The organism is Paenibacillus hodogayensis (genome assembly GCF_039536325.1).
Classification (GTDB): domain Bacteria; phylum Bacillota; class Bacilli; order Paenibacillales; family NBRC-103111; genus Paenibacillus_AB; species Paenibacillus_AB hodogayensis.
The window spans coordinates 113665-125836 of sequence record NZ_BAAAYO010000010.1 but is presented as its reverse complement, the minus strand read 5'-3'; the positions used below and the strand labels follow the sequence as shown (position 1 = coordinate 125836).

The following is a 12172-nucleotide window of genomic DNA, read 5'->3' as shown; positions in this document are numbered from 1 at the left end:
GCGTTTCGTAGAGAGAAGGGCGGGAGCCACTGCCGGCAGCTTGATGCCGGCGGTGGCTGTTTGCTTCGATACCGGCCTTACAGGGCATCGGAACATTCCGGCAAAGCAGCGCTGCTTCGAGGTGTACACTCCATTTTTGCAGGATATGTCCGCCGCCTGACAAGGTACCCGCGTCCGGCGTCGATACGATAAAGACCCGACCGGTGCGGAGGCATGGTATAATGTTCGCGGTGGCGACCAAGCGAGGGAGGCGCGCCGCGCTAAGGTGGAGATCATGACAATGCGTGCCATATTGGTGGATGACGAACGTCTTGCATTAAAGCAATTGAAACACATACTGGAGCAGCATGCCGGCGACGTCGAAATTGTAGGCATGTTTTCCGATCCGACGGAGGTGATGTCTGCGGTAAAGGAGCTGGAGCCGGACATTGCATTTCTGGATATCCATATGCCGGCGTTGAACGGTTTGCAATTGGGAGAGCGGCTGCAGGAAAGCATGCCGTCCGTGGAGCTCATATTCGTGACCGGATACGATCAATATGCGGTCCATGCGTTCGAGCTGTATGCCCTTGATTACATCATGAAGCCGGTGCAGCCAGACCGGCTGATCAAAACCGTACAGCGAATAAGGACAAGAACAGAGAGGAGAATCAATCTTACGGGACAGAACGAACGGCAGCCTTCGTCCCCAGGACCGGCCGTGCTTAAGCCTCCGGCTACGGAGGAAGGTTCCGGGACGCTGGTCCTCTCCGCGACGGAGACCGCGACAGAAGCGGCAATCATCGCTTCATCGGATCGGCCCGACGCAAGCGGGCTACCATTAATCTGCTGCTTCAGCCAGCTTCGTTACCGGCTGCCGGGCTCGGACCCGCAACCGTTCAAGTGGCGGACGAGCAAAGCGCAGGAGTTGTTCGCGTATTTGCTGCACCACCGCGACCGGATGATTGACCGCGACACGCTGATTGACCTCCTGTGGCCCGATTTCGAACTGGCCCGGGCCGCCCAGCAGCTCTATACGACGGTGTACCACGTTCGTCAAACGTTGAAAAGCAGCGGGTTCGGCATGATATCGATCACAAGCGGGAATCTGGAAGCGGGCTACCGGTTGGTGACCGGAGGGGTGCGGATCGACAGCGAGGAATGGGAGCAGCGGGTTAAAGGTTTAAGCGTCCCGGACAGCGAACGGATTGGGGAGCATGAACAGGTGCTAGAGCAGTACGAGGGCAATTATTTTGCCGATTTCGAATATTTGTGGGCCGAGCACGAGCGCGAGCGGCTGCGTCGCTTATGGCTGCATCATGCGAAAACGTTGAGCGCCTTCCACGTGGAACAAGGACATAGGTCGGCGTCGTTCCGCCTGTACCGGCGCATCCAGCAGCTTTTTCCGTACGAAGAGGACAGCTATTTCGGTTTAATGAAGCTTCATGCCTCGGCCGGCGATACCGCCGGCGTGGAGGAGCAGTATTGGCTGCTGACGTCCAAGATCGGCCAGGAGCTGGAGTCGGCGTTGAGCGAGACGATTACTGACTGGTACGCGGCGTGGAGAGCAGGGCAATAGAGAGACAAGATCGAGCAGCAATAAAAAGACGCAAAAAGCCTTCATTTCCACAATTTGATGGATGCAAGGCTTTTTGCCGTCCGCACGGAAAGAGCGGAAACCCATCCGAACGCCACCAATCCGGCGCACCCCATAATAACGCCGATCCAACTATTCATGCTCATGCCCACGGCGATAAGCAAAGGAGAAATGACGCCTGTCGCTATGCAATAGGTCATCCAGCTGCGATCGCCCAGCGCGGCAAACAGGCGGGCAAAGACAAAACATGCCGCAACCAGGCAGATGAACGCCGTAAAGAAAGCTAAAGAATGGATAGCCGCAGAGCTGCTCATCGACGTCGGCACGCCCTCAGGGGCGCCGGGAGGAAAGCTGAGGCCAGGATCCGGACGGAACAGTCCGGCGGCTATCATGCCGATCCCGTAAATCCCGATGAGCAATGGTCCCCATGCACCTCCCTTGCAGCCCCGCAGCAAACTGCGAATTCCTATGGCCGCCAACACCGCGAGAAAGCCGGTGACGATAAAATCGGCACTCTGAATCCAGCCCAAATCGCCAAGCGTTAAGGTGCTGATGGCATGATGCCTAATATCGAATCCCGTACGCGTGAATGCTTGGACGATGGCTACGGTAAAAAACAACGGTGCGGAAACCGCCCCCCCGATGAGTAGCAGCTTATTCAAATTTAGATTGCTCTTTTGGGTCGTTGCATTTTGCATTGTGTTCTTCCTCTCCTATTTATTATCCCATAAAAAATGTCGCAAGCTCCGATGAGATGATCTTCGCATCAAGCTTCTTCGTGTGGCCGAGTCCCTTCTTGCTTTTCAGCTGCGAACGGGGGAGCGCCTTGACTAGCGCCTGAGCGGCACGACGCATCGAAGCTGGGCTCTCCGTGCCCTCGAGCACCAGCGTCGGCATTTGGACTGCGCTCCACGTATGTGCGGGTAAAGGCTTTCCGCCCCTAAATCCTTCGAGCAAAGCCGCATCATAAGGAAGCGTGTGCGCCACTGCCGTCAGGTTAGACCATACCCCCGGCATCAAGCGCATGATCCAGACAACGAAAGAAGGCGCGCCCATCCCTTTGGTCATGAAATATTTGATGGCTTCGGCACGGCGATTGTCCGCAATCAGCTCCGTCACTTGCTTGAAAAAATCTTTTGGCGGCTGGCGATCCTCAGCATCCACTATGAACGGAGGCTCATGCAGCGCCAATTTCGTAATATTGGCCCCGCTCGCAGCTGCCTGCAGGGCAAGAACCGCGCCGGACGAAAGTCCCCATACATAAGCCGAGCCGCCCGCCTCATCGATCAAAGCTTGAAGATCTTCGATCTCTCGTTCGATCGCATAGGGCTGCTTGTCTCCGCTTTCTCCGCGACCGCGGCGGTCATAATTGTAGACCGTGAAGCGCTCCGATAACAGGGAGGCCAACTTCACCGTTCCCGGGAATTTGCGGTAGCTGAACGCTCCTCCGACTAAGATAAGCGCTGGGCCTTGACCGGATTGGTCATAGGCAATCTGGGTGCCGTCTTTCGATGTTACCATGTACATGTAAATTCCCCTTTGCCGTTTATTTATCCGGGTCTCTATTAAAGCGACGAACCATCGCCCGAGGAATCGACACATCAGAAAAAAAATTTTTTTTAGATGAAAATAGGCCCGATTGGAGGGAGTCTGAAAAAAGAAACCGCCCAATGATGGGCGGCGTTCGTGTTATAGCGTACTGGAGGCTTGTTTTACCAAATCGGTTAGCATTGCGCCATCAATCTCTTGGCCGTTACGGAACTTGATCGTCTTCCGTTCCTGAGGGCCTTCGAACACCCCTTCGGGCAGCTCCAGCTCCGTCACGTTGAAGATCGTAAAGCTTACCGCGTCCTTCGAATTGGAGATCGCCGCAGCATATTTTTTGTTTTTTAGAAAATGAGGCTTGTTGTATTGGATGCGCTCCTGTACGTCTGGAATCGCGTTATGGACGACTTGGCGCAAATCATGGCACAGTCGGGCTTGCCACGGTTCTTTAACTTTCTCGATAAACTCGGTAACCTCTTGGCTCATTTGAATTTCTCCTATCGTATCCTTCTCTTATTCTGCGGCGCAATCGGAAGCGCGCCTCAAGAGCAACTCCCGTTCCTTTTCATTGCGCGACAGGGTTGCAGCACGTTTGAATTCCGAACACGCTTCTCGCTTGCGGCCCAGCTTCATGAGAAAGTCCCCTCGAACGCTGGGCAAAAGATGGTAGTTTTTCAAGGACGGTTCTTGCATTAACGCATCGACGACTTCTAGACCCACTTCCGGGCCGAACGCCATCGATAGCGCGACAGCACGATTTAGCTCGACGACGGGAGACGGTGCGACTTGGGAGAGAGCGTCGTAAAGCGCCGAGATCCGGACCCAGTCCGTCTCCGAAGCCGTGCGGGCACGGGCATGGTACGCCGCGATCGACGCTTGAATCAAGTAGGGACCGAACGCTATGCCGAGACGCTCGGCCCGTTCGATCGCGGCCAGCCCCCGGCGGATGAGCAGGTGATCCCATAATGCTCGGTTCTGATCCATGAGCAGAATCGGCTCTCCACTCGGGCTGATCCGCGCCCTGAATCTGGACGATTGAATTTCCATCAGTGCCACGAGTCCATGAACTTCCGGTTCGTCGGGCGCGATCTCAGCCAATATCCGTCCAAGCCGCAGCGCCTCACCGCAGAGCATAGGCCGAATCCAGCTTCCGCCAGAAGACGCGGCGTACCCCTCGTTGAACATGAGGTAGATGACTTCGAGCACAGACGACAACCGGGCCGGCAGCTCGGTCTTCGGCGGCAATTCGAAGGGGATGCGCGCAGCCGCGAGCGTGCGCTTCGCTCGAACGATCCGCTGTGCGACGGTCGGTTCCGGAACGAGGAACGCGCTTGCGATTTCTTCGGTCGTCAATCCCCCGAGCAGCCGGAGCGTGAGCGCCACCCGAGCATCAGCAGATAGAACAGGATGGCACGTTGTGAAGATGAGACGTAGGAGATCGTCGCCAACGGGATCATCGAGCGCCGCATCCCAATCCTGCTCTTGCTGCTGGTCGTTCTCCCAGCCTAGCTCCTCGTACTTGCGGTCGCGCAACTTGTTCCTGCGCAGGTGATCGATTGCCCGACGTTTCGCGGTTGTCATGAGCCAGGCTCCCGGTTTGTCGGGTATGCCCGTCTCCGGCCACCGTTCAAGCGCGATGATAAGCGCATCTTGCGCCATATCCTCGGCAAGCCCCACATCGCGTACCATACGAGCCAGACCGGCAATAATTCGGGCCGACTCGATTCTCCAGATTCCCTCGATAGTACGGTGGACGGCGGACTCCTTCACGACCTCGGTTTCCTCGTGACCTGTGCCCGCATTTCCATTTCCTTGGATAACGCTTCCGGGTCCTGAGTCAGTTCCGGCGCCTCGAATACTTGGCGCAGCTCGATCTCGCCTTCGCCGAAGCCGTGCGGATCGGGCATCCGCATCGCCCACTGGATCGCCTCTTCCCTCGATTTCACCTCGATCAACGTGAAGCCGGCGATCAGCTCCTTCGCTTCCGTGAAAGGTCCGTCCAACACCTTTGGCTTTCCGCCCGGTTCGGGATAAGAGATGCGAATGGCGCTCGAGCTTGGGTGGAGTCCTTCGGCGGCAACCAGCACGCCTGCCCTCGCCAGCTCCTCGTTGTACCTTGCCATGGCGTCAAAAAGCTCATGACTTGGCATTACGCCGGCCTCGGAATCTTTTGTTGCTTTGACAATCATCATGAATCTCATCGTGAATTTCCTCCTTGTTTATGATTACCTTCTATATTGGCAACGAACGGGAGACTCCGGAATCGACGGTTCGAAAAAAATTTCTAAATCTTTTTTCAACGCGTGACAAGGATTTCCCTTCCAGACCTGGTCCAAAGTGATAGCCATCTATGGCGGCTGCAGACCCGATCTGCTGCAAACGGTTATCCGCTTTGGCGAGCTGCTTAATCAAATCGTCCATTAAATTGGAGGGAGTGCGGAAAGCAAGGCTGGGAAGGAAATTCTGAGGGACCGGATTATAGGAAGGAGGGCTATAGGAGAAAGCTATAAACTTTATATGTATTATATATTTCATTAATGGCATTCCCCGTCCTACAATAAGACGAAACAGCACGATGATTGGAGAGAATGGACATGAATGCCTATTTGTCCCTGTTCGGAACGGTCAGCATGCCGATTGTAGTCGCCTGTCTGCTCGGGTACGTGTATCAAGCCTGGAAGTCGCCGGATGCGCGGGTGCTCGCCGATCTAAGTCTGTACGTGCTCGCACCGTGTCTGATCGTTAGCGCCTTGTCGTCGAGCCATCTGGAGGGGGGATCGTTCGCCCGTATCGCCATGTTCACGCTGATCCAGACCGCGCTATGCTGGGCGGCCTCGGTCGCCGTCGCCAAGGCGATGCGCTTCGATACCGCTTCCTCCCGGGCGATGGAGCTGACGACGATATTCGCCAATTCCAACAATTACGGACTGCCTTTGCTGCTGCTGGCTTTTGGAGCGCAGGGGTTTACGCTGGGGGTGACGAACGTCGTGCTGCATATCGTGCTGGTGAATACGCTCGGCTTGTATATCGCCTCGCGTTCTTCGTTCTCGCCCCGCCAAGCGCTGAAGAAGCTGGCGGCGACTCCGCTCGTCTATGCCGCCGTCTTGGGCGTGCTGCTGTACAGCCTGCACATTCCGCTACCGGCCAGCCTGCACGGCAGCCTGGAGCTGATCGGCGGCGCCTACGCGGCGATTGTGCTGCTGATGCTCGGCATGCAGCTGAGAAAAACGAACTGGCGCATCACCATGAGGCGAGAGCTGTGGATATCCGTGGCGATGCGAATCGTCATCGTCCCCCTTTTATCCTGGGTCACCATCCGTCTGCTCGGCTTGGAGGGGCTGGAAGCGTCCGTCCTGTTCGTGCAGTCCAGCATGCCGTCGGCGATCAATTCCTTGGTGCTTATGGAGAGATACGGGGGCGACAAAGAAATGGTCGCCGTGAACGTCGCCGTCACCACGGTGGCCAGTTTTCTTTATTTGCCGCTGATTATTCATTGGTCCGGCGGGCTGTGAGGCCGGTTACCGTCCAGCCTCCGCGTTTGTTTGACCCGCGCTATTACGGAGCATCCCCGCCCAGCAAGCCTTGCATTTTGCCAAGCAGCCGGTTCCAGTCGACCGGCTTGGTGTCGAAGTCGTCACAGCCGGCGTTCAGCGCCTTCTCCCGGTCGCTGGACATCGCATGAGCGGTCAGCGCGATAACGGGGATATGGCCCGTCACCGGGGATTCCTTGATCTGCCGCGTGGCTTCCCAGCCGTCGATCTCCGGCAAGCTCATATCCATCAGAATAAGATCGGGCAGCGTGTGCGCCGCCATGTCTACGCCCTGCCGCCCGTTCACCGCCTCCAGCACCTCGTAGCCTTTGCGACCGAGCCGGCGGCTCAGCATATCGCGGTTCATTTCATTGTCTTCGACAAGCAATATTTTAGGCATAAGCTTCCCTCGTTCGTTTATTTGCAGGCGCAGCCGGAAATGAGGGAGCCCACTTCCTGCAGCAGTTCCTGCTTGTTGAAAGATCCTTTTTGGATGATGGTCGTGACGTAGCCGTTCAGCCGCCTCCGGTCTTCCTCGGTAATGTGTTTGGCAGTCACGACGATTACTGGTATCGAGGACCATTGCTCATGGCTGCGCAGCCTTGCCACGAACTCGAAGCCGTCCATCTCGGGCATCATCAGATCAAGCAAAATAAGCTGGGGGACGATCGTTTCCATCAGCTCCAGGGCGATCCGCCCGTTGCCGGCGCTGTGGGACGTAAACCCTTCGCGGTCCAGCAGCTTCTTCATCATCTCGCCGGTCGTTTCATCGTCTTCGATCACGAGAATCGAGCCGTACTGCGGGTCGGGCACGTATTTACTCAATACCGGCAGGAGCCTTTCGCGCTGAATAGGCTTGGTCAAAAATTCGGAAGCGCCCAGCGCGTAGCCGAGGTTCTTGTCGTTCGTCATCGACAGCATCATGACTGGAATGTCCGCCAGCTCCGGATCGTTCTTGAGCGCGGTCAGCACCGACCAGCCGTCCATGCCCGGCATCAGCACATCGAGCGTAATCAGATGCGGGCGCAGCTCCTTGGCGAGCCGCAAGCCCTCCCGTCCGCCGGAAGCGACAGTCACGTGCCAGCGTTCTTTCCCGGCATATCGTTTCATCAAGTCCTGAACGGCAGGGTCGTCGTCGATGACCAGCAGGCGGCACGGCGAGTCACTTGGCACGGAGACGGTAGTTTCCGAAATCGGCATCCTGACGTCCTCCGCCGAATCGGTCTGCTTCGGAAACCAGACGGAGAAGGTGCTGCCTTTGCCGTACACGCTCTCTACCGTAATTTTGCCGCCCATCATCCGGCAAAACCGCTGGCTGATCGCCAAGCCGAGTCCGGTACCGCCGTATTTCCGCGTGGTCGAATTGTCTCCCTGCGTAAAAGCTTGGAACAACTGGTCGATCTGCTCCGAGGTCATGCCGATGCCGGTATCGCTGACGGAGATTAGAAAGCCTCGGCGGCCATCCTGCATATGACGGGCCACGTGGACATGAATCGTCCCTTCGGTCGTAAATTTGCTGGCGTTGCTTAGCAGGTTCAGCATAATTTGCCGCAGCTTGGTGACGTCGGTGTGCGCGACGATATCCGGGATGGCGTCAAACTCCAGCCGGTTTTTATTTTTGACGATCAGCGGATGAACGGTGGTCAGCACGTCCTGGATGACGCTCGACAAGTCGCACGGCTCAAGAAACATTTCCATCTTGCCGGCCTCGATTTTGGACAAGTCGAGAATATCGTTAATCAAGGCGAGCAGATGCTTGCCGGCCCCGTTGATTTTCTCCAGGTCGCCGGCGGTACGGCTGTCGCCTGCATCGGTGGCGTCTTCGATGAGCATTTCGCTGTAGCCGATGATCGCATTAAGCGGCGTGCGCAGCTCGTGGCTCATATTGGCCAGAAACTGGCTTTTGATGAGGCTGGCTTCGACCGCTTCATCGCGCGCTTTGGCCAGCTCCGACGTGCGTTCCCGGACAAGCTCCTCCAAAGAATCGTTGAATTTGCGCAGCTCCTCGTTCGCCAGGAATATTTCCCGCGTCTTCTGCTCGGCAATCTGCTCCGCTTCCTTGCGCGCGCGCGTCTCGCGTTCCAGCTTTCGCTTCAACACCTCGATGTCGGTCAATTCCGATTAATCCTCCTTCGTCAACGTGAATTTGGCGGCCGTGCCCCCGTCTGTTAAATCTTCACGCTCCATACGAATGTTTTCGCCGTAATGTCTGGCGCAGCCGATCAGCAGCCCTTCGGCCAGGTCGGCGAACGGACGCGAGGAGCGGTAAGTCAGGATCAAGGTGCCGGGGAGGGGCATTTCGTACTCGAAGCCGGGCAGCTCGGCGTCCGCATACAGCTTGCGGACCTCGACGTGAATATATTTGTCGACCGACTTCAGCATGTCGAATACGGTGGGAGCGGTTTTCAAAAACTCGGGATGCATCTCGACGAGCTGGCCGAACAAATACTCGCCGAACGTACGGACGAGGTCGGATACCGGGATGCCGGATTTCTCGCTGAGCCGGACGACAAGCTGGATAAGCTCGCCGTGACCGTACGTGCCTACCGTCGTATAGCTTCCGCCGGAGGGCAGGTCGCTTGTCTCGATCATGTAATCCACCATGCGCACGGAAAACTTCTCTTCCACCATCTCAAGGAACGTCGTAAAAACCATGCCTTTCATGAACAAGACACCTGCCTATGTATAATTTTGAGGAATGCGTCGACCACCTGCGGATCGAAATGGGAAGCCCGCTGCTTGCGGATTTCTTCCAGCGTCTCCGCCTCCGTCCAAGCTTTTTTGTAGGGCCGTTCGTGAGTCAGCGCGTCGTAAAAATCGGCGAGGGCCACAATCCGGCCCGCAAGCGGAATGTCCTCGCCGCATAAGCCGTACGGGTATCCGCTGCCATCCCAACGCTCATGGTGGGTCAGCGCGATCGTGCGGGCGACTTGCAGCACGGGGAACAGGCTGCCTTCGAGGATGTTGGCGCCTATGCCGGTATGCGTCTTCATCTGGTCGAATTCTTCCTCGGTGAACCGGCCGGGCTTTAGCAAGATGTGATCGGGAATGCCGATCTTGCCGATATCGTGCAGCGGGGCGGCGAGCCGGATCAGTTCGGCTTCGCTCTCCGGCACGCCCAGCTCCATGGCAATCTGGCCGGCCATTTGCCCGACGCGGCGCGTATGCTGCTCCGTCACGTCGTCGCGGTATTCCGAGGTTCGCCCGAGCAGCTCCAGAATTTCAAGCTGGGCGTGCTCCAACTCACGGGTCCGTTCTTTGACCCGGTTTTCCAGATCGGCATTATGGTTTTGCAGCTGCAAATGCAAATAACGGGTTTTCAATAGATTGGTGATGCGCAGAATGACCTCGGTCCGATCGAAGGGCTTGGTCAAAAAGTCGTTGGCGCCATCCAGCAGCGCCCGCTGCTTCGCTTCGTTCGATACGTCGGCGGTGAGGACGAGAATAGGCAAGTAGTGCTGGTCAGTAATTTTGCCGCGCAGCATCTTGAGCGCCGCGAAGCCGTCCATGACCGGCATATGCAGATCAAGCAGAACGATGTCCGGTTGAAGCTCGTTGTAGAGAGACTCCAGCCGAAGCGGGTCGTTCGTCGAGTGAAAACGGGTGAAGCCGGACCGCTGCAAAATGCGCTCCAGCAAGCTTACGTTGTATTCCTGATCGTCTACAATAAGAAATTGGGCGTTTCGAATCCAAGTGTCGTCCATACAGGTTGTACTCCTTACGCTCCGGCCCGCTTACCGTGCGGTCGTTCCGGGAAAATGAGATCGGTCATCATGCCAATGATGTCGGGAACGGTGTCGGATTGGGCCGAAAGGCTGTAAGACCCCTATCCTACTTTATCATCAACCATGTTATCCCATGGCAAATAAAGGAGTCAACCGGCGTGGGCGCTAGCGCACAGCGTCCTGCAACCGCCTAGCTTTTTGTGACGTGGTCAGGCTCTTTCGCTTGAAGGGTTTGAAAAAAACAGGAAGTTCGTCGCATTGTCGAAATGTGGCGGCGGGCAGGCGAGAGGGGGGCGTTGTACCTTTCCTACAGGCTGTACGTCGTTTTTGACTAACTTCCATGATCTCGGTTTTCATTCATGAAGTCGATTTGCTTTTCCAAAAGGAATTGAGCGTCAGCAAGTACCTTCCTTTGTTTGATAATTTCCTTCCGTTTTGTTTGATAGAGTTGCAATAATTCCTCGCAATATTCGCTTTTTTTGTCCATTCCAGGATTATCGGGATATTTGCAATACAATATGTCTTTTATCTGATCCGTTGTTAGCCCCAAACCAATATATAATTGAATCGTATGAATCAAGTCGACAACGGAATCATCAAACTCGCGATAATTATTGGCAAGACGAGAAACCTTTATGAGTCCTTTTTTCTCATAATGGCGTATGGATCGGATGCTTACACCGGTTATTTGGGCTAATTGACTAATCTTCAATGAAAATGTCTCCTTTGCGCTTGATCATTCGAGCTTTTACTAGAGTATGACATAAGCTTTAAGAGCACTACAATCAAAAGCACCCTCAACGTTAAAGAGTGCTTTTGATTTGATTCCGTTAGCTAAAGTCTTGAATATGAGCTGTAACCCATTGTGCGAAGGTTCGTGCTTGTTGACCGGTAACCTCCTTAACGGTTGGAACCACCGTGTAGGCTTCTGCAGGAAGATTCTCATGCCAATGGAGAACATACTCAATCACGTCTTCGGGAAGGTTCATTGTTTTCATTCGTTCGTGAGCTTGATCTTTCGAAAGTTCACTAAATCGAATATTCCGACCAAGCGCTTCTCCGATCATTCGTGCTTTATCGCGTGGTGTGAGGGCTTCAGGCCCCGTTAACACATAGGTTTTTCCGGCATGTCCGTCCTGCGTCAATACGGTTGCCGCTACCGCTGCGACATCAGCCTCGTGGATGACGGCATTGGGCGTGTCTCCGAATGGCTCCCGAACGACTCTTTCCGTACGAATGGATTCGGTCCACGCAAGCGTATTGGACATGAACTCGCAATAAGGATGAATATGGGTCCATTCAAGGTCGCTAGCCTCCGTTGCCCGTTCTACTGTTCCCTTCTCACCATTCCACAACATAACGATTCGACGAACCCCCGCCTTCACGGCAAGTTCAATAATTTCGCTTCCGGTCTGTAGCGGGGAACCGCCAGCACTACTCGTCAATAGGAAAATGCCCTCGATCCCTTTTAACACGGGCACGAGAGTTTCTGGCATAGTAAGGTCGCCGTATACAACTTCTACTTCTTCAGGCAGAATTGCTGCTTTCGGATTTCGCGACAACGCACGTACAGATCGTCCAGATTGAAAGAGTGTATGGACTACATGGCGGCCTACGTTCCCGGTTGCTCCTGTTACCAAAATGGTCATCGTTTGATTCCTCCATTAAATTGGTTTCAGCGTTAGTGTAAACGATGACATTAGTGATATAGTCAACCCGCAGGAGTATAACTCTCCATGACTCAAACCCCATTGTTTCGCTTCGAGCAGGCTCAGGAGTTCCCGAGTTAACTGCAT

General features: G+C 55.3%; 13 protein-coding genes. 2 read left to right on the top strand and 11 right to left on the bottom strand.

Features of this window, described 5'->3' with window-relative positions; translation table 11 throughout:
• The first annotated feature begins 280 nt into the window (after positions 1-280).
• Entirely contained in the window at positions 281-1558 is a 1278-nt protein-coding gene (locus ABD796_RS19765) for a response regulator (RefSeq protein ID WP_344910859.1), read from the top strand.
• 41 nt (positions 1559-1599) lie between these two features.
• Here ABD796_RS19765 and ABD796_RS19760 read toward each other — a convergent pair whose 3' ends face one another.
• From ABD796_RS19760 to ABD796_RS19740, 5 genes are all read right to left on the bottom strand, one after another.
• Positions 1600-2238, bottom strand: a complete 639-nt coding sequence (locus ABD796_RS19760; RefSeq protein WP_344910857.1) for a DUF998 domain-containing protein — start codon at positions 2236-2238, stop codon at positions 1600-1602.
• Between the two features lie 58 nt (positions 2239-2296).
• Positions 2297-3103: an alpha/beta fold hydrolase gene (locus ABD796_RS19755; RefSeq protein WP_379117370.1), complete on the bottom strand. Its 807-nt coding sequence runs from the start codon at positions 3101-3103 to the stop codon at positions 2297-2299.
• Positions 3104-3265: 162 nt separating this feature from the next.
• Positions 3266-3607 carry a DUF1801 domain-containing protein gene (locus ABD796_RS19750; protein WP_344910853.1) on the bottom strand — a complete coding sequence of 114 codons (342 nt, stop codon included), beginning with the start codon at positions 3605-3607 and terminating at the stop codon, positions 3266-3268.
• Between the two features lie 27 nt (positions 3608-3634).
• On the bottom strand, positions 3635-4891 hold the full coding sequence (locus ABD796_RS19745; RefSeq protein WP_344910851.1) for an RNA polymerase sigma factor: 1257 nt from the start codon (positions 4889-4891) through the stop codon (positions 3635-3637).
• Complete coding sequence (locus ABD796_RS19740; RefSeq protein ID WP_344910849.1) at positions 4888-5322, bottom strand: YciI family protein; 435 nt, start codon at positions 5320-5322, stop codon at positions 4888-4890. Before ABD796_RS19740 ends, ABD796_RS19745 begins: the two co-directional genes overlap by 4 nt.
• A 393-nt stretch (positions 5323-5715) precedes the next feature.
• Between ABD796_RS19740 and ABD796_RS19735 the strand changes: the two genes are divergently transcribed.
• Complete coding sequence (locus ABD796_RS19735) at positions 5716-6633, top strand: AEC family transporter (protein WP_344910847.1); 918 nt, start codon at positions 5716-5718, stop codon at positions 6631-6633.
• Between the two features lie 43 nt (positions 6634-6676).
• Here ABD796_RS19735 and ABD796_RS19730 read toward each other — a convergent pair whose 3' ends face one another.
• From ABD796_RS19730 to ABD796_RS19705, 6 genes are all read right to left on the bottom strand, one after another.
• Positions 6677-7051 carry a response regulator gene (locus ABD796_RS19730; protein WP_344910845.1) on the bottom strand — a complete coding sequence of 125 codons (375 nt, stop codon included), beginning with the start codon at positions 7049-7051 and terminating at the stop codon, positions 6677-6679.
• 17 nt (positions 7052-7068) lie between these two features.
• Entirely contained in the window at positions 7069-8766 is a 1698-nt protein-coding gene (locus tag ABD796_RS19725; RefSeq protein WP_344910843.1) for an ATP-binding response regulator, read from the bottom strand.
• Positions 8767-8772: 6 nt separating this feature from the next.
• Entirely contained in the window at positions 8773-9315 is a 543-nt protein-coding gene (locus tag ABD796_RS19720; RefSeq protein WP_344910839.1) for a heme NO-binding domain-containing protein, read from the bottom strand.
• Entirely contained in the window at positions 9312-10355 is a 1044-nt protein-coding gene (locus ABD796_RS19715) for an HD domain-containing phosphohydrolase (RefSeq protein ID WP_344910837.1), read from the bottom strand. Before ABD796_RS19715 ends, ABD796_RS19720 begins: the two co-directional genes overlap by 4 nt.
• Before the next feature lie 352 nt (positions 10356-10707).
• Positions 10708-11088 (bottom strand): MerR family transcriptional regulator, encoded by a 381-nt coding sequence (locus tag ABD796_RS19710; RefSeq protein WP_344910834.1) that lies wholly within the window; start codon positions 11086-11088, stop codon positions 10708-10710.
• A gap of 118 nt (positions 11089-11206) precedes the next feature.
• Positions 11207-12025, bottom strand: a complete 819-nt coding sequence (locus ABD796_RS19705; protein ID WP_344910831.1) for an NmrA family NAD(P)-binding protein — start codon at positions 12023-12025, stop codon at positions 11207-11209.
• Positions 12026-12172: the final 147 nt, after the last annotated feature.

What these genes read in the sequence shown, in the direction of transcription:
- ABD796_RS19765 (WP_344910859.1), top strand. Translation starts at nt 281, where the DNA reads ATGCGTGCCATATTGGTGGATGACGAACGTCTTGCATTAAAGCAATTG.
- ABD796_RS19755 (WP_379117370.1), bottom strand. Translation starts at nt 3,103, where the DNA reads ATGTACATGGTAACATCGAAAGACGGCACCCAGATTGCCTATGACCAA.
- ABD796_RS19750 (WP_344910853.1), bottom strand. Translation starts at nt 3,607, where the DNA reads ATGAGCCAAGAGGTTACCGAGTTTATCGAGAAAGTTAAAGAACCGTGG.
- ABD796_RS19740 (WP_344910849.1), bottom strand. Translation starts at nt 5,322, where the DNA reads ATGAGATTCATGATGATTGTCAAAGCAACAAAAGATTCCGAGGCCGGC.
- ABD796_RS19735 (WP_344910847.1), top strand. Translation starts at nt 5,716, where the DNA reads ATGAATGCCTATTTGTCCCTGTTCGGAACGGTCAGCATGCCGATTGTA.
- ABD796_RS19730 (WP_344910845.1), bottom strand. Translation starts at nt 7,051, where the DNA reads ATGCCTAAAATATTGCTTGTCGAAGACAATGAAATGAACCGCGATATG.
- ABD796_RS19720 (WP_344910839.1), bottom strand. Translation starts at nt 9,315, where the DNA reads ATGAAAGGCATGGTTTTTACGACGTTCCTTGAGATGGTGGAAGAGAAG.
- ABD796_RS19715 (WP_344910837.1), bottom strand. Translation starts at nt 10,355, where the DNA reads ATGGACGACACTTGGATTCGAAACGCCCAATTTCTTATTGTAGACGAT.
- ABD796_RS19705 (WP_344910831.1), bottom strand. Translation starts at nt 12,025, where the DNA reads ATGACCATTTTGGTAACAGGAGCAACCGGGAACGTAGGCCGCCATGTA.